Genomic DNA, 24,129 nt, shown 5'->3' on the forward strand with positions numbered 1-24,129 from the left:
TTATGTCGGCCCTTCTAGCATTCTCGCGCATCGTCGATCGATTCAACATTGCCGTGGGCAGCCTGGCCTCGTGGACTGTTCTTGCCGCGGTGCTGGTTTCCGCAGGCAACGCGGTGACGCGCAAGACGCTAAACGTGTCCTCGAACGCATGGCTGGAACTGCAATGGTATTTGTTCGGTGCTGCCTTCATGCTTACCGCCGCCTGGACACTGCGTCGCGGCGAGCATGTCCGCGTCGAAGTGATCTTCGCGAAGCTGTCGCAGAGATCGCGCGACTGGATAGACCTTCTGGGCTACGTTCTTTTCCTCCTGCCTTTCGTCGCCATCATGATCTGGTATCTGATCGGATACGTCGCGAAGTCCTACTACGCAGGGGAACATTCCTCGAGCGTCGGCGGTCTCATCATTTGGCCGGCCAAAGCCCTGCTGCTCGCTGGATTCGTATTGCTGGCTCTCCAGGCACTTTCCGAGATTGCCAAGAAGATCACCGCCCTGACGACAGGGCATCACAATGATGATCCACCTGTGTCCTGGCAGGAGCGCGCAGAGGCCGAGGCGAAAACCATAGCCGAGCAAGTCCAGAGATGATTGAGCTAATCGCCCAGAATATCGCTCCGATCATGTTCGTCTTCATGATCGCCTTCCTACTGCTGGGATTTCCTGTGGCCTTCTCGCTCGCGGCTCACGGGCTGCTGTTCTTCGTCATCGGAGTGGAGCTGGCACCGTTTTCTGGCAACGCGATCAGCCTGTCCTGGCCGCTGCTGGCGGCGCTGCCGGACAGGTTCTGGGGCATCATGTCCAACGAGACCCTGCTGGCCGTGCCATTCTTCACGCTCATGGGGCTGCTCTTGCAACGTTCCGGAATGGCGGAGGACCTCCTGGACACGATCGGCCAAATGTTCGGCCCGGTCCGCGGCGGCCTAGCGTTTGCTGTGATCTTTGTCGGCGCGCTCCTGGCCGCAACCACCGGCGTCGTCGCGGCATCGGTCGTCGCAATGGGGCTGATATCGCTGCCAATCATGCTGCGCTACGGCTACGACCGGAAGATCTCGTCGGGCGTAATCGCGGCGTCCGGTACGCTCGCGCAGATCATTCCTCCGTCCCTTGTGCTCATTGTCCTCGCCGACCAGCTCGGCCGATCGGTGGGCGATATGTACAGGGGAGCGCTGATACCTGGGCTGGTGCTGACTACGCTGTACGCGGCGTATATCGCGACGGCCGCTATCATCAGTCCCACGCTGATGCCGGCCCTGCCGCAGGAAGCGCGCACGCTGGGGAATGGCGTGACCTCCCTCGTCATCGCCGTTCTCATTGCAGGCACCGGCGGCGTTATCTTCCATCTAGCCTTCTCCGCAGAGATCGGTGCCCATTCGGATGTGTGGTGCGCCGCGGTGGCCGCCCTGCTCCTGTGTATGATAGCCCAAGTCGACCGCCTCCTCGGACTCGGCATGCTTTCCGGTCTGGCACGGCAAGTCATCTTTGTCCTCGTTCCGCCGCTGGCTCTCGTCTTCCTCGTGCTAGGAACCATCTTCGTGGGCCTGGCCACGCCAACCGAGGGCGGCGCGATGGGCGCTACCGGCGCGTTGGCCATGTCCGTCGCCCGGGGGAGGCTCAGCTTCGCGATTCTGAAGGATGCCGTCGAATCCACCGCCCGTCTGTCGGCCTTCGTCATGTTCATCCTCATTGGCGCGCGCGTGTTCTCCCTGACCTTCTATGGCGTGAATGGCCATGTGTGGGTGGAACACCTGCTGACCGCTCTTCCCGGTGGAGAGACAGGCTTTCTCATCGCCGTGAACATACTCGTCTTCCTCCTCGCATTCTTCCTCGACTATTTCGAACTGGCCTTCATCGTGGTGCCTCTGCTGGCACCGGTCGCGGAGCAGCTCGGCATTGATCTCATATGGTTCGGGGTGCTTTTGGCGATCAACATGCAAACTTCATTCCTGCACCCCCCATTCGGATTTGCCTTGTTCTTTCTGCGCTCCGTCGCCGCGCGTCTTCCCTACCTCGACCGCGTAACGAGGAGGGAAATCCAGCCGGTGACTAACGGGCAAATTTATCTTGGCGCTATCCCGTTCCTCGTCCTCCAAATCGTCATGATAGGGCTGACGATCGCCTTTCCTGCGATGGTTTTGCACAAGGCGCCCGGCACGGGAGTGCAACCGGCGGACGTCATTTTCGACTTGCCGGAATTTGGGACGGACGGCAATTCGACGCCTTTTTCCCCGCCCGCGCTCGATTGAGCGATCCTGTCGAACAGAAGGATTGAACATGAACAAGTTGTCGCAGGGGAACGACGAACTGTGCCTCCTTATTCATGCGTTTCCACGATTTTCTGAAATACTCGAGTTCCTGGCGAGGCGCCGGCCAAACGCTTCCATAAACTTGTCGCGTAGCGCTCTCCGCCCTTGGCTTGGGCGGCTGCCGGGGCGGCCTTCGGAAGAGGCGCAGTTGAGGTCAACCAGGACCAGACGAAGACGGCGGCGGCTTCGGTGGAGATCCCGAGATCGCGCTCCACACGTTGGATTTGGCGGTCGAGCCTGTCGAGGCGCTTGACTATGGCAGCGTCTTGCGGCTCGCGATTGTCCTGGGGATGACGCATGAATCACAGCTCCATTTTGTCGCCGGCGTCCGTGGAGACCTGACGCGCCGCGCGGCGCATATTGCTTACCAGAGCACGGTTAGAGGCGGCTTCACCGTCCAGTTGTTCCTGGTCGGGGTCGAACTTGCGGGGTTTCGGCAGTTCCGATGAAATGTCCTTGTGCGGCTCAACACCTGGCTCGGGGCGGAGACCGGCATTGGCGGAGGGCGTTGTCCAGATTTGCAGCGCCGTTCTGGCCGTGCTGTGATGGCGCTGTTCGCGAAAACCGCTCTGGCTCGGACGGAGGCAGACGCGGCAATCGGCTTCAGCGCAGACCGGTCGTCAGACCGCGGCACAAGGACGGCGGCCGCCGGCGAGCATGGGCTGGCTGGCAAGCGGGGCGGATCGGAATGATTGGACGGGTGACGGCCATGCACCGCCTTGAGCGCGCGCGGCCCTGCCATCGCGCAGATAGCTGTCGCGGGGGAGAGATGACCGAGATCCTCTCCGGTGTCGAAGCGACGAAAGTCGATGTGCATTGTGATAGGCAAAAGCTCACTCAATAGAGGGAGGAATTCAGTGTATCTGCAATGCGATATCAGTGTGGTTGAGTTGGGATCTTCGCTATGCAGGTGACACGCCGTGAACTCTATAAACGGGTCTGCGAGAGGCCACTCAGCAAAGTCGCACCGGAGCTCGGAATTTCCGGCACGGCGCTCGCCGCCATCTGCAAGCGACACCAAGTTCCTTATCCCGGGTCGGGGTACTGGACCCGCAGGTCGCTCGGACTTCCGGCAGAGTTACCGGCCTTGTCAGAAGCGCCCGATGAGACCATCGAGATCCTGCCGTCCGTCGCTAAGCCGCGAAAAAAGCGAACAGTGGAAGGCGCTGGGCGCGAGCCGAAGCTCGCCGCGAAACCCCGTGGTCCGGCACGTCACCCGCTGCTTTTTGGTGTCGAAGAACACTTACGGAAAACGCGTGAGGTAAAAAGCGGCGAATTCCTCAGACCGTACAAGAGAATCCTGCCAGATCTGATCTCATCAGAAGCCTCACTGCTGCGTGCTCTCTCCATCGCCAACGCTTTATATCTTGCGCTCGACGAGCAAGGGCATCGAGTGCACATCGCTCAGGCTGCCGACAATCTTCTACGCATTCAGGTCAGGGAACAAGAGGTCGAGCGAAAGGATCGCAGATACGGCCGCCACCACTCAGGAAGCATCTGGGCTCCTGACCGACCAACTGTTTTCTATATCGACACGGTGCCAATAGCACTCGCCGTCACAGAAATGACTGAGCGAGTGACGATGCGCTATTTCAATGGCGATTACCATCGTGAGGACAGCAAGCTCATACGATCAGCCAAATCTTGGCAGCTAACGCATTCTTGGACAACAGAGCAGGATATGCCCTGCGGGCGTTTTCGGATCGTTGCGTACTCACCAAAGAAAGGCGTCGATTGGTATCGCAATTGGCAGGAAACGGAGCAGCAGTCAATTGAGAGGCTAATCCCAAAAATTGTCGAGACGTTAAGGACGTCCAAGAACAATCTGCAACGCCTTATGGAAGCTGAAGACGCGGCGGAGGAGCAGAGGGAAAAAGAGCAAAAAGAGCGGTGGGAACGCTACGAAAGGCAGGAGGATGCCCGCAAGACGGCCCAGGCTCTCGCCGACAGCCGCCAACAGCTTGCGGAGATTATCGAAAGGTGGGGAAGAGCGATGACCGTTGAGCGCTTCTTCGCGGATGCGACAGAGCGCCTGAAGAGCGCGGACGACGACCGTTGGCAGCGCCTGGAAGAACGCCTGACGCTCGCCAGAGCAGTGATGGAAAGCGTCGATCCGCTGGATTTCATCGAAAGCTGGGTAGCCCCGGAGGAGAGACATCGTTCAAGATTCTCTGGCGGGTCATAAGCTCATTTGAACAATCGCATCGCACATGTTGGGATCAGATCATTCTAAGGCAGCACTGGGGCTGTGAGCCGCCTGTCAGCTTTCCGCCGCCGGCAGGGCGGAAGCGGACATCCATATCCGTGTCGGCCGGTGGGGATAGGAGCCGAATCAGCCCCCTTTGATAACTACAGATGTGGCTTCTCAGTCGGGAGCAGGCGCAGCAACGGGCGTGCGTGCTGCCCGCCATCAAAGGTGCTCCTAATCATGGTCACCAATAGCTGCTGATCGCACGATCATGGAATCTCGCCGGCCGGCGGGATCGGCATTCCTGGATCGCGTTGGCGTGCGTGAAATTCTGAAACTAAGGCCAGCCGACCATCTCGATCTCGTCCGATCTGTCCTCGACGGAAGCAACAACGATCCACACGATCGGTTACTGACCGTGCTGATGATCGTTTGGCGTTTTCGCAACAACTTCTTCCACGGCGAGAAGTGGGCGTACCGGCTCCAGGGCCAGCTCCAGAATTTCACGCACGCCAACGCGATCCTGATGCGGCTCCTCGAGCGACACGGGCAGTTGGCCGCGTAGCCGCAGCTCACCCGGTCTCAACGGCGGGCTAGCTTGTGATTCTCAAGGTCGGAATGAAGCCGTCGACCGACCGATTTTGATCATAGATGTGCAAAGGCAGATCGGCCTTCGGCATCCGAACACGCCCGACTTCGACAGCCGCTGAATTCGGCAGCGCTGGAAAGACGTTTATGATGGCATTCTCGCCGTGAGCAGCCTTGATCCGGTCGAAGAGACACCGAAGGTGACGCTTGAATTCCACCAGATCCTCCGGACGGCGCATGATGTCATAGTGCGGGCTCTCCGCGGTCAAGGACCGGATGGCGACATTATCGCCGAGAACGGCGCGAAGCCGGTCGTCCGTGAGTGTCGCGCTGAGCGCCAACTTGAGCGCGACACTCACGTCCAACGCCGGCTTCGCAAAACCAAACCCGTCTCATATGTCCTGAACCAGGACACCGGATTGACTTACGTACATTTCGTTGGCATAGTAAAAACGGGTTCTTTCGGATGAGTACATCAGTAATCGCGTAAGCGAATAGCACTGACCTAGGGGTCTTATCCGCATTTGTGAGGAACATATAGCCTATCTGTAGTGGATGCAGCTCGATGACCCTCCGGTATTTGATTTGTTTATTTGTATGTTTGCTGGCCTTTGATCAATTAGCCTTGACCGAATCCTTTGAATGCGTGATAGAATCTGATGCTGACTCCGGAGAGAGGGGGATATCGGTGTACGGCGTAAACGACAAAGACCGAGACCTTAGGTGTGACGTCTACTGCACGTACAAAACATCTTCAGACCAAGAATCTTATCACTGCAAAATCGTGATGAACGCCCAAGCGAAGAGGACGAAGTACTGCTTCGAAAAACGAGATGACTTAATAAGCATTACGGGCGAGAAGCACGACTGCCAGTAAGCTTTATTTCAATGTATTGCTCTAGGAAATTGCCGACGGGCAGTGCTGGCTGTCGCTGTGATCGTAGTAAAGGCTTGAGAATTGACAGAAAGGGGCTGTTATGAAGTGTATTGCGGGAGTTTTCACTGCTGTTTTTGTCGTTTGAATCTAGCATATGCTGGTACCATAACAGTAAAAAATGGAGCAAATAAGGACGCCTATGTGACAGTGATCGACCACAATGACCAAGATAGTTTAGCTCTCAATGGCAAACGAATAAATTCGGGATCGACGCTGGACATTTCCGTTGAAATCGCAGGAAATGGCTTCGCCAACGTTGGGTGGATAACAGTAGATGCGTCGGACGTAAATACAACAGGAGGTAAAGGTGAAGAAGAGATTCAGGAGAACGGGCAATTGATTGTTGACTTAATTCAACATTGAATTGGACGTGGGTCACTCAATCGGAAGCGGATAGGGAAGGTTGTTGTCCTATCGATGCAAGCCGACAAGTGGCGCGATGACACTCGGACGCTTGGTTTCCGCTCTGCACTGCTGATCTGGAAGCTCCAGGCTATCCTGGGGTGAAGGTGAGGATGCGGGCGCTATCAAACAGCCTTAGCGCTATGACCTGATCGTGTGCGGCCGGCTCAATGCCCCGCATCATTGCATCGAGCGCGACCCTCGTTATACGGTTTACCATCCTGACTACATGCGGCAGGTGTTCCGGATCTTCGGCGCCCGATCGAGCCTAATCTCCTCAGTGTATACGACGCACCTACTGGCCAGATCGCTGACGTTCACTGCGATCGAGACCAGGCCTGCGAAGTCGTCACCATTGCTTTATCACTACCGCTTGAACCGTTCGGGATCGAGCGAGGTGATCTGAGAATCGGATGGATAGATAAACCCCTCGTCGACATGCGGACGGATGGCATCGGCCGCGCGGCTGAGTGGCCTTAGCACCATGCGTTCGCCACTGCCGCCGTGACTTGAGCCCGTCGTGACGAAGAGGATCGTGCGCTGGCGGTTCGACAGTGCGCCGCCCGGCTCCGCGCAATTGCTGCCGCCCGTACCCGGATATGTCCCCACTGCCTGGCGTTGATATCGAATCCATTCCTGGAACTTAGGGTCGGCTATGTCCAAGTCCTCGAACAGCTCTGCTTCAAGCTTCGCCGGACCGGCTCGCATAGGCGGCTCGAACGATACGCCGAGCAGCGCTCCATCCAGCGAAACCGACACCCTGTCACTGCGCAGGATGCTGTCGTAGACTCCCAGGTGCCGGCGGATGTCGCGAAGCGCTTGGCGAAGGCTCGCCGCCGCCTGTTCGCCACCGCGATCGCTCCACAGCTTCTCTCGCAACCATGTCCTGCTCCGACGCAGCCCGGGCGAAAGCGCCAGTAAGGCAAGAACACAGCAAGCTTTCCGGGAGCTAGGACTGCGATCTGCTCCAGCGGCATCCAGAAGCTCAAATCGGCCGACTGCGCGCAGTGTAAGCATGTCCTCTCCTTCGCCCGTTGCACTTAAGTCGAAGCAATTGAAAGAAGCTACTGATGCACGAAAATTGAATCATAACAATTTGAGAACTACTGTTCTCATCTAGAGCGCAGATGATTCGCTATAATTGTAAGCTGGACTTCGTATGTCATAAAGTTCTTGAGTGTCAATTATCTGTGGACAGGAGCGGGCGTGCCGGGAAACGATCATCATATGTCTTTGACGAAAGCCAGTTTTTCACGATTTATTCACGCGCGCCCATCCGTTGAAGTAGCTACGCTGCAAGCCCATTACGGTGCGGGAAACACAAAATGGGCGTGCGCTGGGGATCGACACGACGCGCAGGGCGGAAGAAGACGCCCGGCATCACCCGCCGCGATTTTCTCGGCGGCGCGGCGGTGGCGCCGATCATCACCGCGACCGCCAATCTTGCATTGGGGGCCGTACCGCCGGACCAGGATTCTTGGGCGGATCTGATCTTCATCCTGTCCGACGACGAAAGGATCGTCGCCGTCCGCAGGGTTTCCCCGGACACGTCCGTGATCCACCGCGACTGGACGCTAGAAGTGGCGTCATTCGGGCCCGATGCCTGGTTCGACATGCATCCGGAAGAGTATGCGAACTGGGATTCGAACGCTCAGGCGTTGAAGACAGAGGACGGCGCGCTGCGCCGCCAATTGACCGTTCGCGGCGCTTCCTGGGGACGGCATGTCAAAGATGCCCGTGATCAGCCGCTGGAGATGACGTTCGTCTTCGAACGGCGAGATGACGAGCCATGGACCGTCGGCATCGAGACGAACGTCTGGCCCAGCGAGGGGGGAAATCCGGCACGCCTACACCTCCACACTTTCATAGCCAGCAAGGCGACGCTGGATGAAATCTTGTCGCAGGGCCGCATCCAATCCGCCCTGTCCCCGATGTTCGACGGACAGCTCACGGTAACGGATCAGATGACGGTCGGTCTCAACGCCGACCTCGAATGGGTTCTTTCGCCGCTCGACGCCGACAGCCGTCCTATCCTAGCGTTCGACGGATGCGCCGAAGCGCCCGCTGTCAAGAAGGGCGACAAAGGAACCGGCCTGTTCGCTCTGAAGTGGGAGAAACGACCGGGCGAGCCCGCGGGGAGCGGGCGGCGCCTCACCGCGCGCAGTCTGGCGCGGTGGGCCGCTGCCTTCGAGGTGATTGGCAACCTGGAGGCGCCATCTGTCACAGTCGCTCCACCTCCCCCGCCTGAGGACGACCCCACGCTGGTTGACACCCTCGGCGACCTGTTCATTGGCCAGCTCGATCCGCAGTCCAGGGTCGTGATCGAAGGCGGAGTGGATTCGGCCTCGGTCGTCGCGCTGTTCGCGGCGCCGAGCGCAGTGCTGGACTGCCGGCTGCCCGTCGACGCGGAGACGCCGGTGCCCACCTGCGCCAGCCTTCCGCTCGACGACGTGACGGTCACGCGCATGGCGCAGGGGGCGAGTGGCGAATGGCGAGACGTGATCGTCGCCGATGCGGGCGGAAAGCGCGTGGCTCTGCCGGGCGGGCCGCCGCAGGCGGAATCGGAAAAGCCCGTGCCTCCTCCCGAGCAGCCCGCGTCGGCGCGGGTCGCAACGCTGATCGGTCGCATTGACGTCGCGCCCCTGCCGATTGATGCCGCCGCGAGCCAGGTCGCTGAGGACGAAGACCCCGCGATGGCGGCCCGGCGCAAGTTCGATGCCATCACCGCGGCCGCGCTCGGCGATCGCGCAGGCGTGGCGGAGCGGACGTTTTTCCTGCTGGCGGACCGGGGCGTCGGCGAGCAGCCGGCGGGGACCAATGGCGCCAAGGCAAAAGGCGGCGGCGCGGCCGAACCCCGGGACGCGCTGCGCAGGCTCTATGCGGATGTGGCCCTTCGCGGCATCGATGCCGCGCTGCCGGACACGCGCGACAGCAGCCTTACCGTCGCAGGTAGCCATTTCAGGCTCAACTTCCTCGACGGGAGCCCGTTGCCGAATCTGCTCGTGCCGGAAGTCCACTGGAACACCCCCGATGGCTTCCTGTGGCTGGGCGCGCCGACGATGTCGGGCGAATTCGCCTGGCTCGACCTGGGCGGCACCACCGTCCATGCGCGGCGCGACTATGACCTGGTCGACGTGCGTTTCCGCTTCTCCGACTTCGTCCTCGGCTTTTCCGTCTATACGGACGAGAGCGGGTCGCCGATCGGGATCGGGCGGTCGCTGCGTCCTTCGACGCCCGATGCCCGTCAGATCGTCGTCCGGAAGCAACTGCAGGAGCCCGGTGAGGTCGACGACGGCACGCTCGACGCCGGCGACGTGATCGTAGACCGCCGGCCCGTACTGGCGGTGGAGTTCCCACCGCAGCATGTGATGGAGGAAGCGTTCTATCGCCAGGAACTGGGGCCTCTTCCCGATATCGACTGGCCGAAGGACGAGGGGGACCTGGAATCCTTCCTCGAGAAGCTGAGACTGGAACCTGACCCGGCCAAGCGGGCCAAGGCTCGCATGACCATCGGTAAGGCGAAGGAGGCATCGGAGCAGGCGGATCAACCCAAACCGTTCGCCAGCCTGCGGGCCGAACTGGCAAAGAACTTGGATTTGCCGGTAGACCAGCAGCAGTATTTCGGCCCCTATGCCATGTCGCCGGAAGCCATCACGGCTGCGCGCGCTTGGCAGACGCGGGAGAGCGAGGCTCTGCTCAAGCCGATCGTCGCCAGGATGCTTGCCGAGGCTGCCAAGAATCCGCCACCCAACGCGGCTGCCGGTGAGCTCGGCGACGTGCTCCTGGCCGAGGCCGACGCCGAGAAGATCTACCCGCTCTATAAGCTGTGGCGAGACGCGTTTCGCGCATATGTCATTGAGACCCGCGGGAGCCCCTCAGACGGCATAACCGACGCGCCAGGCGCGACGTTCGCGGAATACGTCAACCGGCTGCGCCACAATGTTTTGCCGGCTTACCTGCCGTCAGAGGATCTCGAGAGGCAGTTCACCTCCGCGTTTCTCAAGCAGATATCGGGTCGCGAACCTTACGATAGGTTGGCAATGGCAAGGCTTTCGGGCCGAAGCCTGTTGTCCTTCCGGGTGAATTTCGAAGCCGCTCCCGGGGATTCCCTCGAAGTCAACGGCCTGCCCGGCCACGCGACGGACAGTCCCATCGCGCCGGGCCCCGGCGTGCAGCGCTTCGGCACGATGCCGTTCACCTTCGCCGCGCTGACCGACTGGTCCCGACACGAACCCCACGTCACCCAGAGGGCGCGCAAACTGTACGAGCCGCTTGCCTCGGGAGCCATACCTCCCGCGGCCGGGCGGGTGGCAAGCGTCGACGATCACGCTGTCCTTGTGCAGCAAGGCTTCGAACGCGGCCAGAAATCGTCCGAGGCGCATCTCGGGCAGGTTCGTGCGAACTTGTCGAAACGCCCGAAAGGACTGGAGACGCGGATCGAAATCCCCGCGCGCCTGATCCTTTCGACCGCGCAGAATGCGATCTGGCAGGCGCCGCGAAAGGTGAGCCGCGATGCGGCGGAAGTTAGCGAGCCCGAGGTCTTCGACACCGACCCGCCCACTCCCGGCAACGGTTATGAGGCCTACGAGCCGCTGTGGACGACGCGTCTCATAACGGAAGACGCCGAGCCCGGCCTCAGGGCTGTCTGGTCGCCGGACATGCGGCCCGAGGCCATCGGTCCCTTCCCGGAGGGCGTTGTCCTCAGGATCGCCGGTCCGCCGCCGCGCGGCCCGTGGTCGCCGTGGATCCTGCGGCGCGAACACGTGGACGGTGTCCGGGCCAGTCCGTTGACGATTTGGAAGATCGAGCAGGCGCAGAAGCCGACCGACGCCAACGCCCCGCCACCTCCCACCTACACCGACGAGGATGTGTGCCTGCTTGAGCGAAATCCGACGTCGAGTATGTTCCAGCGCATCTGCGAGATTTTCAGGCTCCGCGCCAACTACAACAAGCAGGCGGACCTGCACACCTTCCGCACCTCCCTCGATGCCTACGACCGGCACGAGCTGGTGCTCCTGTCTTCCGCCTACGGCCTTCCGGCCACCGGCCGGCGCCGCCAGATCGGGCCCCTCGACACCGATTTCGGCGATCTGGTCGAGAAGTCGGGTCAGTTCGAGCCGGGTGAGGACTTTGTTCTCACGGATGTGACGTCGGATCTGGCTTACTACCGGCCCAAGCCGCTGGATGTCAGCGAGCTGTCGCTGAGCGCGCTGGGCGGCTTCCTCAACCATGACACCAACTTCCTGCCGCAGGCGCCGGCAGTCACCTATGACGGGAGGTCGCTCTTCGACGGTCTGTCGATCGAGCGCTGGCAGCATCTGATCGTGCTCGGGCGCGACGTGCTCGCCACCGTCGTCTACTCCGGCTACCTGTACCCGCTTGGCCACAAGGCTTCGCTGGTCAAGATCACCGAGCGCATTTTCGTGCGCATGAAGGGCGACGGCGTCCAGGACAAGGATTTCGGCGTCAAGGCAGTGCTGCGCCAGCGCATGTTCATCCGCGTTTCCTCTCCGACCAAGAAGTACCCGGCGGTGGGCCAGCCCAACAAGGGGCGGCAGTGGTGCGCCGAGGACGTGACCATGCTCACGCGCGAGTCGCCTGACATCGTCGACCCCACCCTGGAGCTCGACACCTCGCAGTCCCGCCAGAGCCTGAGCGGCAGGATCTTCCTCGACAACCGGCCGGGCCTGGCGTTCTGGCCGCAGACGGCGACCACAGAGGAGGCGCGCTTCCGTTTCGAGTTCACGCTCGACGGCCGCCGCACGAAGATGCCGCTGATCTTCGTCGACAGGATCGCTGCAAAGGACAAGGCCGCCCTCGACGCGCTGCTGAAATACTACAGGGCGCTGGACGAGGACACATGGCGGACTGCACAGCTAAACGGCCAGACGCTTCGCTTCGCTGAACCCGTCAAGGAGGGCGACACGTCCTTCGCAGTGGACAGCATCGTCTTCGATGTCGACGGACGTGCCAGCAACGACGGCGAGAGCTGGGAGGGACGCAACGACCTAAGGAACAACACGGGCGTCTTGGAGGGTGCCGATCAGCCGCCGTTCTACCCGGCCATGTCGTCGGCCAGGATCCACATCGAGCAGGCCGAATGCATGTCCGGCGTTGCAATGGGCGCGGCACGCGTGCGCTTCGACGGCAGCTACGTGCTCCGCGGTTTGCCGCGGCGCCGGGAGGAAGCCCAGGCACCGTCCGGTCAGGAGGCGGACATCCTGGCCGGCAATGCGGCGGAGGTCTTTCTTTACGTAGACATGGCCGCACCGCCCAAGATGAGCATGGGGCCGAACGGTAACCAGTCCGGCGGCGTCGGCCGGCCGAACATGGATATCGTCGCGCTCAGCCGCTCGAAGGGCATCCTGGGAGCGCAGCCCGGCCAGGCCATCTACCGCGGCAAGCCCTCCGAGACCGCCAAGCCGTATTCGGCCTCGCCGATGCTGTTGTCCGTGGCCAACCACTTCTCCCTGCCGGCGCCGCAACCGCAGCCGCCCGGCGACGGTCCGCCCCCCGTCCCGCCGGCCGACGAAGGGACGGTCTCGAAGGTCTTCGAAAGCTTCTTCAGCGTCGACGCCAAGCTGCTCGGCGTCATCTCCTTCCAGTCGCTCATGAAGCTGCTCAAGCTTGTCGGCGGCGTCGATGCCATGCCGGCGCTGAAAGAGGTGGTCGACTACGGCTCGCAGGCCCTGGCCAACCTCCAGCAGGGTGCCGCGGGCGCGATCGAGCTGCTGCACAGCGAGATACTGGCGCCCTTGCTGCAACTCGTTCGCACCGCCCGCAAGGAATGGTCGAAACTCGACCGTTCCCAGACCGGAGCGCAGGAAAGCGTCATCGGCGAGTTCCAGGGGGTCCTGCCCAGCCTCAAAGCGACCTCGCTGCGCAAGCTCTATCCCGAGATCGACCACGGACTGAGCAAGCTCGAGACGGCGCTGCTCGAGGCGATGGGCGAAAAGGACCCCATCCTCATCCTCGAGCGGCTGGCGGCCGTGCACGAAGCAGGCCGGCAATTCATGCGCGAGCTGGGCCGCCTGGCGGCGAACCCGGTCGAGCGCATCGAGCAGGCGGCCCGCGGCCAGTTCGACACGGTGGCCGGCGACATCGAAGCTCAGATCAGGGTCTACGAGACGGCGGCGACGGATTTCGTCTCGGCCCTCCAGGCGACCAAGGAAGACATCGCACGCGAACTGCTGATCTATCTGGCCGACGAGCTGCCCTGGTACGAGATCGAGGCCCTGATTGCCATCTCGAAGAGCGGCGAAGAAATATACGAGCTCTCGACGAAAGCGCTCAAGGAGCTGCGCGCCGTCGACGTCGATCTGAAGGATATCGTGTCTCGCCTTGCGAGCGGAGGGATCGACCCGCGCGCCGCACTTGCGGAAATCGCCGCGAAGTTCCTCGATGGCGCGATCAAGAGGGCGGAGGAGGTCGAAGCAGGCCTGCGCAATCCGTCGCTGGCCCAGCAGTTCCTGGACTTGTTCAGCACGCACTCCGCGCAGAACCGGGAGATCGTCGCCTCCGCCGTCGCCGCCTATCGCCTGCGTCTGGTTGTCGCCAAGGCGCAGATCGCCAAATGGATCGACCAGGTGCCATCCACCCCGGAATGGGCGATCTGGGTGGCGCGGATCCGCGCCATCGTCCAGCTCATTGAGCTGCTGCGCGAGTTAGTGAAGGCGGCGGAAGCGGAACGGCCGGAGCGTGTCTTCGCCCTGCTCGTCCAGCTCGGCCGCGACTATCTCAACATCGACCTCCTCGCCTTCAGGGCGGAGATCGAGAACGAGATCGCCTTGCGGGAGGCGCAGCTGCGCGTTTGGGTGGAGGCGATCCTGGCCCGCCTCGTCCAGGTCGCGGCCGGGACCGCTGCCGCAAACACCCAGATCAACCCGGAGCTGCCCGCGACCGTGACAGCTGCCTGCGTCGCGCAGCTTCCGGTCAACGACAAGCAGCAGGCGGAGGCCGTTGCGGCTATCATCGACGGCCTGTCGCCACAGCACTTCCTTGAAGGTTTCGCCATCACCACGCGCGATACCTTTGACCTCGCGACCGACCTCACCGAGGCGCAGAGCAAGCTGCCGGCCGATATCAGCGCCAAGCCGGTTCGCGACGCCATCACCGATTTCCAAAAGGCCCTGCCTGCGTATCGACGGCTTTTCTGCGAGGTCGTCGCCGTGGTGGGGCATGCGCAGGCGGCGCACCGTGAGTTGACCGCGCTCTCGAAGGGTACGGGAACGCCGCCGGTCATGACGCCGGGCGACATGTTGAAAGTGGCCGATCGGCTGCGCGTGCTTGCCGGGGAGGTCGAGAAAGGGCTGGGCCGGATCCGAAATGAAGCGAAAAGCCTGCTCGACCTGCTGGACAACCACCTCGGCGTCATCATTCTGGCGGCTGCCGGCGGCGCCTTCGCCGCGGCCTTCGGTAACGATCTGAAGGCAAAGCTGAACCAATGGGACAAGGGCGCCGCCGCGGCGCTGCGGATTGCGCTCAACACGCTGTTCCGGTGGACGAAGGTGGTGGCGAGCGTCGGCGTTCCCGAGGTGGGCCAACTTCTCGATCTCGCCGCGAGGATCGTCCGCGAACGGATCCCGGATGTTCTGAGGACGGAGCGCGACGCGCTGGAGGCCGCACTGGAAAAGGTCGACGACGAATGCCGTGAACTGGCGGCGAAGATCTCGACGCTTACCCTGCCGCCCGCGCCCGCCGACGAAACCGTCAAGCAGCTGCTCGCCACGACGGTCCAGGACACCACCACGACGGTGCAGCAACTGTTCGAGGACGGCAAGGAGATTGCCCGGACCGACCGGATCGAAAAAGCGCTGCAGGATGTCTCGGCAACATACGCTGCCCTCGTAGGCCGCGCCAAGGGATTGCCCGAGAGCCTTGCAGGTCAAGCGCTCGACGCACCGGTGGAACAGCTCTTCAAGGGCATCCAGAGCGCCTACAAGGAGATCCTTCGTGTCCGCGACGACCTCGTGCGGACCGCCCATGACTATCGGGTCGCGGGTCCGGTCGTACAGCGGGCGCTGACCGTCGAGCCCTTCGTCAGCCCGTGCAACGACTTCAACACGAACTGCGACAAGCTCGCGCGCGAGAAAGCCGCGGTCGACAGCCTGCTAATGCCGGCCGCCGCGCCGAACATCGTCTCGACCAAGCGCGCCGAGCTGCAGGCCTTCCTCGATTCCATCTCGGACGGCCGTTCCGCCGTCGAGCAGATCTTCGACAACATACAGGAGATCTGGGCCGACATCTCGCGCGGCGAGCTCTCCTCGCTCGTCGACATCGCGGCCCTGCGCGACCAGGTCGAGGAGCTGATTTCCGAGCTGGTGCCGATGAAGCGGACTCTGAGCTATTCGCTCGGGTTCGACTTCGATGCCGACAAGATCGCCAGGACGACCGGCGGCGTCTTCACGCCGAAGCCGCCGAGCAGGTTCGAGCTTGCCATGACGGCCACGATCGGCCTGGTGAACGTCAAGGCCGACATGAACGCCAAAGGTCGCATCGGGCCGTTCGACGTCAAGTTGATCGGCAGCGTCTTCAACGCGGTCACGCTGATCTTCGACGGCGTCGACTTCGGCTTCGAACTGGGCGGGTCGCCGCGCTTCGACGTCCACTACCGCGATTTCAAGATCGGCGAGAAACTCGAATTCGTGAAAAAGCTGCAGTCCTACATGACGCCGTCTAAGGATGGCAGCGGCTTCTTCATCGAGCCCATGCGCGGCCGGCCCGGGATCCTGGCCGGATACGGAATCAATCTCGGCACCATTCAGCTAGGCGGCGTCGCCTTCTCCAACGTCCTGCTCAATGCAGCGGCGGAACTGCCCTTCGACGGCGAAGCGGCGATGTTCCGCTTCGCGCTGGGCCGCGCCATGGCGCCGTTCCTGATCTCGGTGCCGCCCTGCTATGGCGGCGGCGGCTTCGTGGCGATCTATGCCGACTGCCAGGGCTTCCGCGGGATCGAGGCGTCGTTCGAATTCGGCGGCGTCGCCAATTACTCGACCGGCCCGCTGGTCGCCCAAGGCCGCCTCACGAGCGGCTTCTACATCCGCTCGTTGAAAGTGGAATCGGAGGGCAAGCGCCGCACCTTGACCGACATCTACGGCACCTTCTTTGTCGGCGGCGAGGCCAGCATCTGGATCTTCAGCTTCTACGCTTCGCTCTATGTCCGGCTGGGCATGAAGTCGGGCGGCGAGATGGAGGGGGAGGCGACCTTCACGTTCTCCTTCTCGATGGGCATCGTAGACTACGACTTTCAGGTCTCGGTCAGTCACAAGCGCGAGGCGTTCGGCGGCGGCGGTACCAATTCGATCGGCGCGTCTTCCGGCCGCTCGAACGGCGTCGACCGTTCGGTCATCACGCGAAGCATCAAGGCGGGATCGGCGCTGCCTGCCAAGGCGACGGCACCGAACGTCGAGGCGGACACGACGCCGTTCGGCGAGACGACGGTTGCCGACTATCTCGCATATTTCGACCCCGAACTGCTCTAGACGGAAGACACGCACATGACCACCGCCATTCCTCGAGTCAAGCCCGTGCTGAGACTGGTGCCCAACGGAATCGTTGACGGGCGATTGCGCATGACGCTGATCGCGACGCCCGTCGCTGACGACAACGGCTTCTCGTTCCGCGCATGGCCGAGCATGGTCAGGGGCCATATCTTCAAAATCCTCAAATCCGACTCCGATTCAGAAAGCGAGCCCTTCGAAGGGGTAATGATCCGCGTGGCGGCGCAACCCTCTGTAGCGGTAAGCGTTGAGGTGAAGGCCAGACTATTGCAGGGCAGCCTCCCGGCCGGACTGGACGATGCTTGGGCAAAGATCGTTCCGCCGAACGAGGACGAACTTTGGGGGAAGCTGCTGGAAACCATACACCGGTCGCTGGCGTCACAGATGTTCGTGAACGGTCTGGGCAAGGAGCCGAGCCCATCGGATGCGGGGAAGCCCCAAGCCGACGGTTCGTATAGGCCCCAGGAAGCACTCGAGCCTGGCCAGCAGTTGACCCTCAGGGCGGTCATGCCGGTCAAGCATGGGGACCTGGCGCTTCTTCTAGAGTTTGAGCGGGCAAAGCGCGTATACGATCTCGTCGACGGCCGGACCCCTCCCCGGCAGCCGCGAATGGCCGCCGCATTCAGCGCAAGCGACGATGACGACGGTGTTATCCTGAGAACGGTCAAAGAAAAGGTCGCGAAGGACACTCAAACCGGCGATCAGCTCAACGAGTTAGTGGCGGCCAAGAAGCTTGCGGAGCTGCAGCAGGCCTTCGATGCGCTTCGCGCGGAGCGGGCGGATTCCGCCGCCGGCGCCTGCAAGGAACTCCGCAAGCCCGATCTGAGGGACCTCGCTGCGCAGGACGAGACTCGCCAGACGGCGCTTGCGAGCCACACTGCGGCGACTTGGGAGCAGGCGGCATCGGATCAGACAAACACCCTGCTTGATGGCGCCGTGCAAGTCTACCACGCGCTTGTGTCGTCGCCCGCCTGGTCGCGCTTTTTCGGCTTCGCATTCGACATCCAACTCGACGAGGAAGGGCTGAAGGCGCCCTGGATCTCGGCCGGCGAATTTCCGGTGAAATTCAAGTTCAATGGGCAGGACCAGTCCATGGGCAGGGCCTGGAGCGCCGTAGACGATGACGGTTGGCCGCGACCCGACAAAAAGCGGGGCAATCTCGAGAAAGGCCTGTTCCTGATGGGCGCCGATTGCGTGCCCGGCGACGCTCTGCCGCGCTATGACCTGATTACCCTGGACGTGCGACATGCGACCGAAGCGGTGGTGCGCCCGCTTGCTGGTCCGAGCGCCGATGAACGCGGCTTCCAGACCGCGGGTATGACGCTGATCGACCGCCGCCGCGCCGAAGACGTGCGCGCCCAGGTCCGTCGGACGTCTGACGAGAAGGACAAGCAGGAGATCGAGCTTTACGCGCAGGACGTGGTTGTCGGCCGCCGCCTCGATGCCGGCACGAAGACCGACGATGGAATGGTCTGGCGCGCCCTAGGCAGCAAGATCGTGACCTACGGACTTCGGCGAGACGACGCGAAAGGGCCTGACGATTTTGAGGTGATCCCGAGTTCCATGGCAGACTCCGTTCTTCAACCGAAGGGCGCTTCCGGAACCCGCACGCTTGAAGAGGCGGTCGTCAGCCCGTCAGCGCGGCTGGCCCCAACACCCGGCGGCAGCGTCACCGACAAGGACGTCTTCGTCGATGAGGCGTTCGCCACTTGGACCGGTGCACCCATGGGCGTCAACACCGCGCCGAGAGTGGGATCGGACGATCCCGTGCTCCTCCCGTTCCTGCAGCGACACTCCCTGCCGGCGGCGGGAGCTAGGCCCGAAGCTTTGGCGCCGCCGCTGCGCTACGGACGCAGCTACCGGTTCGGCATGCGCGCGGTGTTCCTGGGCGGTCGGTCGCGAAGCATCGAGGATGCCGCCAGACTCTACGAGAACAAGACGCAAGCCTACACCTATCCGCGCGATCCGAGCGACAACGCGCAGATGCCCATGCGGAGGTTCCTGCGGCAGGAGGCGATCGGCGCGCCGACCGTCCTCCTGCCCGGGTCGGTCCTCCGGGCGAAGATCGATGAGATGGACTTCGGCACAGTGCAGTCTGTGGTGCTGCGCAGCCTGCCGGCAGGATATGTCGCACCGGGGGAGCTGCCGGCGAAGGTGAAGGGTAGGCCTTATGTCCCGGCGAAGGAACGCGTCACCTCCGACGAAATTATTCGGATATTGGCGCCGCCGCAGGCAGCTTTGGACATGCTTCTGCGCGCCAGCGTCTTCGATGACGCCGAGAGCCGCGGCGACGTCGCGCTCGGCGGGTTGCGCAACATTGCGTTCGGCATCGCCGAGCCTCTGGTGAAGTCGAAGGATGCCATCACCGGTCAGGGCGGCTTCCCGATCGCGCTGATCGACGAGCAGCGCGCCTTCGGCCAGAACCCGACAAGGCGCAAGCTGGCTCCGGGCTGGAGCGTTCCGCCGGTCGAGGACCGTCCGGCCGTCAGGGGCGCGGCGATCTTCATCGGCCGCAAGGCGTTCGAGAATTTCGGCGGGCCGCCTCTGATGTCCCGGCCCTACTATCCAGATCCGCATGCGCGCGTCCTGGTGCTGAGGCTGCGCCGCCGCACCGACGGTGCCTATGTCGGTCCGGCGTCGAAAGTGTCGGTCTATGACGCGGTGTCGCAATATCCCCATGCGATGCCGACAGTCGTGGTAATCAAGAAAGCCCCCAGCGATTCGGCCCAGGCCGCGATCGGCCCGGCCACGGCGATCCGGACCGATGGCGTGACGTTCACAGGCAAAACTGGGCAGCGGGCGCAGCGTGTCGAGGTGACCTTGGCGCGCGGCGACGACTTCGATCTGGAAGCCTTCTACCTGCCGGGCGAAGACGACAGCACCCTCGCCACGCACTTCGCCCTAACTGAGATGGTCGGGGCCTACAAGCTGGCCCTCGAGCGCGCCGGCAGCGCAGCCACGCATCCGATCGCCGCTCACATCACGACGGGATTCTTCGACGTGCCCTCGGACGACCGTCTGCTCGAGCTGGCCCGTGACATCAGGGAGTTTAGCTGCGGCGAAGGCAGGCACCTGGGCGCCGGCGGCAGCGTCGAGGAACTCGCAGGCGTCTGTTCGATGCGTGTCGCCCACGCCGTGAACAGGCCGCTGGTGGCGCCGGCCTTCCAGGAGCCGGGCCTGCGCGTCTACCGCAAGGCATTCGACACCTCGAAATATGTCCACAAGTTCGCCATTGATCCCGACTTCGACGGGACGCCTCCAAATTTCAAACCGAGCCCCGACTCTGAGCCGCGGCATAGACCGTCCGGACTCGGACCGACCGAAATCACTCTGGCCGAACTCGAGCGGCTGAGGGCCGCCGATCTCCAGGATGTGCCAGGCACGCACAGCTTCGTGCTGGCGGGTCGAATCGCTTTCGACCGCCGCACGACCTCGGCGGTCGAGATACTGGCGACGTGCGTCTCCCCGCGCGAGGTACTCCTCGACGATCCGGCGCGGCGGCGGCCGCCCAAGGCCCGGGTCGCGGGCGCTTGGCCGAACAGGACCGTCGTCTCCGACGACAACGGGAATCCGATCCCGCCGGCGCGTCGTCCGGCCAAGGATCTGGACGTCTATGGCTTCGAAACCATCAACATGAAGACCGGATCGGTCGAGCTGCACCGTTCCGAAGTCACGCTGCTGCGCATCGACAACATCGCGGCGCTGGGCTCCGGACCGCTGGCATCGACCGAGCCCGGAGCAGCGGAGGATGTCATCGACCTTTCGCTGGCCCACATCGCGGCGCAGCTCGGCCGGCGGGTGACGAATGCCGCTGGCGACACGCTTTTCAGCGCATCGCAGCTGCACGTGTTCCCCGATAGCAAGGCGCGACGGCTACGCCTGCGCCTGCGAGCCGTGTCGCGCTTCGGACCCGACTTCGAGACGGCCCCGCGTTGGACGGGAGCGGACGGAAACGCACAGCCGGTGGTGCGGCTGCGTCAGGCGCTTCTCCCGGTAGAACAATCGCTGGAAAGCGCAACGATTGAGGATCCGGCGACCTACCTGACGCCCGAGGAAGCCAAGGACGAACCCGTCAACAGCGTTCAGATAGCGACTGACGGAAGCACCGCTTCCCTGTGGCTGCCGTCGAGCAGCCGCCCGGCCAAATGCGCGGCTCTCTCGCCGGTTCCCGTGTTTCGCTTCACGTCCGGAACGAAAGGGACAATCGAAGACTCCATCGAACGCATCAGCGGCGTACGCATCTATCTCGAGCGCGGGTGGTTCTCCGCGGGCGAAGAGGAACAGCTGGGCATCGTCATGCTGCCGTCCGGCAAGTCCGCCGAGGGAGGCGACGCGTTCATGCCTGACGATCGCTACGGGCCGATCGGTCCCTATATCTCGCGCTGGGGCGGCGACCCGACCCGCCAGGATTACGCGCCGCTGGTCACCGGCCTGTCGGCGGAGTCGTTCCTGTCGCCGCCCAAACCGGTGCGCGACGTCATCGTCCCGGTGCAGATCCCCAAGCCGCCGGGAGCGCCCGACAACATCACAGTGCTGGAGACAGCCGACCTCCTGATCTACCAGCCGCGCTTTGACGTCGACCGGGAACAATGGTTCGTCGACCTGGACATCCAGGCGGCAGAGGCCCCGAATCTGTTCGTGCGCTTCGGGCTCGTCCGCTATCAGAAGAACGCCATCCATCCTAACCTACAGGCATCTGAGCCGGTCGTCGTCTGGACCCAATTGCTGCCTGCGCGGACGCTGTCGGGAACGATCGAGGTGAAGACGGTCCCGGCTCCTGCGCCAGGGTCGCAGCCTACCGCCACGGTGAAGGTGACGGCTTCGGTGACGGGTCCAAGCTACGAGGGCCGGCGCATACCCGATAAGCCGCCGGGGCTGGTTCAGGATAAGAAGCAGGACGCAAAGGCGAAGACCGGACAAGATGAGGCAGTAAAGGAGGATCCTTTCGGCAGGCTCCATCGGCCGACGATGCGTTTCCGCCTCATGCATGAGAGCGGCGACAGAGGCGATCTGCGGCGCGTGACGATGGGTGTCAAGGACGTTCCGTTCGGCCCGGTGAAGCAGACGGAAAAAACCAAGCGCTCAACCGTGATGAACAGCCATGCCAACAGCAGTTGGTCCTTCGACCTGAACAAGACGGACATCGACGCGCTGGGGCCGGGCATCGTGTATGTCTATGCCGAAGAGATCGAGACCTTCATGCCGGCGACCTATACAAAGGAGCCGGCCCTGGTCGAGGACATCTTCACGCCGGCGACGTTCGTGGATTCGGGACCGAGATTTGCCGCGCGCCTGAACCTGCGCAGCATCGCAGACGCCGATGGCGACTTCAAATAGCCGGTCGCCGCGGTGTTGTTGGATCGTGTATCAAGGAGGAGTGACACGTGGGAGCGTTGAGCGTCTGGCACTGGCTGATCGTGTTGGCGATCGTACTCCTGCTCTTCGGTCGCGGCCGGGTGTCCGGGCTGATGGGCGACCTCGGCAAGGGCCTCGGCGTCTTCCGACGGGAGCTGGGCGGCAGCAGGGAGAAGCAGAAGATGGATCGACCATGAGCCACTGAAGCCTGACGATTTCGCTCGAGACTCAGAATGATGATTAAGTCCCTTATCCCAGCTGCCGCGCTGGTCTTTAGCGCTTCGCTCCTCTCGGCGTCGCAAGCTGCCTGTCCGCCGGGCCTTACGCAGGAAGATATCGTCCCGCCGACCGACAAGAGCCGGACCTTTATCCGCTTAGGGGCCGGGGAGTTCGGTTCGGCCCGCGGTTCCAAGACTCACACCGGTGTCGATATACTGACGCGAGCGTCTTATCCCGACCGCGAAGCGTATGCCGTTTACGCCCTAGGCGCAGGCACGGTCGCCTATGCAAAGTTCAATGGCGTCACGCTTGACGACGGATTCGGCAACACGATCGTCGTCGATCATGGCAACGACTGCTACTCGATGTACGCCCACCTCGCCAGCGATCCTTTCACGCCGATGAACGACGAGTCGTCCGCGCTTCTCATGTCGAAAGGCCAGACTGTCGCCAAGGGCGAGTTGATCGGCTATTTCGTCGATCAAACCGTTGGTGTCCATTCGACAGGCAATGCGATGCGAACCGCGGCGGGAGCGAGGTGGCAGACCCATTTCGAGCTGTGGCATGCGCCGAGCGGGCGCTCGGGCGCGACCCTCAAGGCAATCTATGGGGAGGAGGCCAATCGGACCGACCCCACTTCGACATTGCTCTCCCTCGGCTACAAGATCGAGGACATCGCGCAGTAGTGCTGAGGGCCGCCTACTTTCGACAAAATCTCCCAAAAAATAGAGCCACGGAGTCTGTCATGAAGAAACTCGCCGTGCCGGCTATTGTGATGCTTCTTGCCAGCTCTGCTGTGAGCGCAGGTCAAGACGCCGACGACGCAAGGCGCAAGGCCATTTCGGCAAAAGGTGTGGCATTGTTCAAGAACACCGGAAATCACTGCCACGCCTTCCCAATGACATCTACGCTCGCTTCCATCGCGTCTGCTAGACCATGTCTGCTTTTGGCGCGCGTCTGGGGCCGACTGGATGACCGATATCGGCGCATACTTGCCGTTCAACCGCCCTTAACGCGACTTCTGCGCAGGGGAAAACCGACAAACAACCGGAAGAACTTTTTCACCGCCGAACGCCGCCGTCTCTACCGCTTTTCGCGCCCCGGCTGTCCTTCGTTCTATGCCTAGGCAGCGTAACGTGGAGGGCAATCGGCGGTATTGGCGCGCCCGAAGAGACTAGAACTCCTGACCCCCAGGGTAGTTTATCGCCCTAATGCCGCCGTGGGACGCTTCACTATCTGTCGCTCAAATGACGCCGTCGACGCTACGAAAACGTACGAGCAGCGACGAAATTCGGTGGTAGCAATATGGTTGCAATCCCGAGCCTCGACACATCTGGCCGAAAGTTTAGCTCGCAACCCGTTGTTTTTATTGTGATTTTTGGCGCACCCGACAGGATTCGAACCTGTGACCTCTGCCTTCGGAGGGCAGCACTCTATCCAGCTGAGCTACGGGTGCCTGCCGGGGGTGACCCCCGGAAGAAGCCGGGCCGAAGCGGCCCGTCCAAGCGCTACATAACCGAAGCGCCGTCCGGCATCAACCTGCGAAATGGAGCTGCGATGCCCAATGCGAAATGCCGACGGCGACATTCCATGCCGACATGGACCTGATGGAAATATGCACTGGCTGTTTGCCTGCCCA

General features: G+C 62.4%; 12 protein-coding genes and 1 tRNA gene. 10 read left to right on the plus strand and 3 right to left on the minus strand.

The features are described from left to right. The first annotated feature begins 2 nt into the window (after nt 1–2). The 4 genes from ACCO56_RS23340 to ACCO56_RS23355 all read left to right on the plus strand — a co-directional run bounded on the left by ACCO56_RS23340 (nt 3) and on the right by ACCO56_RS23355 (nt 5,055). Entirely contained in the window at nt 3–587 is a 585-nt protein-coding gene (locus ACCO56_RS23340) for a TRAP transporter small permease subunit (protein WP_433643261.1), read from the plus strand. Then, nucleotides 584–2,242 carry a TRAP transporter large permease gene (locus ACCO56_RS23345; RefSeq protein WP_433643262.1) on the plus strand — a complete coding sequence of 553 codons (1,659 nt, stop codon included), beginning with the start codon at nt 584–586 and terminating at the stop codon, nt 2,240–2,242. Before ACCO56_RS23340 ends, ACCO56_RS23345 begins: the two co-directional genes overlap by 4 nt. A 964-nt stretch (nt 2,243–3,206) precedes the next feature. Then, on the plus strand, nt 3,207–4,487 hold the full coding sequence (locus ACCO56_RS23350; protein ID WP_433643263.1) for a hypothetical protein: 1,281 nt from the start codon (nt 3,207–3,209) through the stop codon (nt 4,485–4,487). A gap of 322 nt (nt 4,488–4,809) precedes the next feature. Continuing rightward, nucleotides 4,810–5,055: a hypothetical protein gene (locus ACCO56_RS23355; RefSeq protein WP_433643264.1), complete on the plus strand. Its 246-nt coding sequence runs from the start codon at nt 4,810–4,812 to the stop codon at nt 5,053–5,055. 28 nt (nt 5,056–5,083) lie between these two features. On the opposite strand, the gene ACCO56_RS23360 is transcribed toward ACCO56_RS23355, so the two are convergent. Next, nucleotides 5,084–5,437, minus strand: coding sequence for an SAVED domain-containing protein (locus tag ACCO56_RS23360; RefSeq protein WP_433643265.1), 354 nt, complete (start codon nt 5,435–5,437; stop codon nt 5,084–5,086). Between the two features lie 719 nt (nt 5,438–6,156). Here ACCO56_RS23360 and ACCO56_RS23365 point away from each other — a divergent pair. After that, nucleotides 6,157–6,378, plus strand: a complete 222-nt coding sequence (locus ACCO56_RS23365) for a hypothetical protein (protein ID WP_433643267.1) — start codon at nt 6,157–6,159, stop codon at nt 6,376–6,378. A gap of 405 nt (nt 6,379–6,783) precedes the next feature. Here ACCO56_RS23365 and ACCO56_RS23370 read toward each other — a convergent pair whose 3' ends face one another. Further along, a complete protein-coding gene (locus ACCO56_RS23370; protein WP_433643268.1) occupies nt 6,784–7,296 on the minus strand; it encodes a hypothetical protein in 513 nt (170 codons plus the stop codon). 446 nt (nt 7,297–7,742) lie between these two features. Between ACCO56_RS23370 and ACCO56_RS23375 the strand changes: the two genes are divergently transcribed. The 5 genes from ACCO56_RS23375 to ACCO56_RS23395 are packed head-to-tail and all read left to right on the plus strand — an operon-like array spanning nt 7,743 to nt 23,616. Further along, nucleotides 7,743–16,898, plus strand: coding sequence for a hypothetical protein (locus ACCO56_RS23375; RefSeq protein WP_433643269.1), 9,156 nt, complete (start codon nt 7,743–7,745; stop codon nt 16,896–16,898). Between the two features lie 15 nt (nt 16,899–16,913). After that, nucleotides 16,914–22,253, plus strand: a complete 5,340-nt coding sequence (locus tag ACCO56_RS23380; protein ID WP_433643270.1) for a hypothetical protein — start codon at nt 16,914–16,916, stop codon at nt 22,251–22,253. Between the two features lie 47 nt (nt 22,254–22,300). After that, the gene (gene tatA / locus ACCO56_RS23385) at nt 22,301–22,468 is read left to right on the plus strand and encodes a twin-arginine translocase TatA/TatE family subunit (protein ID WP_433643271.1); all 168 of its coding nucleotides are present in this window, start codon (nt 22,301–22,303) and stop codon (nt 22,466–22,468) included. Between the two features lie 36 nt (nt 22,469–22,504). Beyond that, a complete protein-coding gene (locus tag ACCO56_RS23390) occupies nt 22,505–23,176 on the plus strand; it encodes a M23 family metallopeptidase (protein WP_433643272.1) in 672 nt (223 codons plus the stop codon). 59 nt (nt 23,177–23,235) lie between these two features. Then, nucleotides 23,236–23,616 (plus strand): hypothetical protein, encoded by a 381-nt coding sequence (locus ACCO56_RS23395; RefSeq protein ID WP_433643273.1) that lies wholly within the window; start codon nt 23,236–23,238, stop codon nt 23,614–23,616. 253 nt (nt 23,617–23,869) lie between these two features. On the opposite strand, the gene ACCO56_RS23400 is transcribed toward ACCO56_RS23395, so the two are convergent. Then, nucleotides 23,870–23,946: transfer RNA gene (locus tag ACCO56_RS23400), tRNA-Arg, on the minus strand. Nucleotides 23,947–24,129: the final 183 nt, after the last annotated feature.

This window comes from Mesorhizobium sp. 1B3, assembly GCF_050958605.1.
In the GTDB taxonomy this organism is placed as follows: Bacteria; Pseudomonadota; Alphaproteobacteria; order Rhizobiales; family Rhizobiaceae.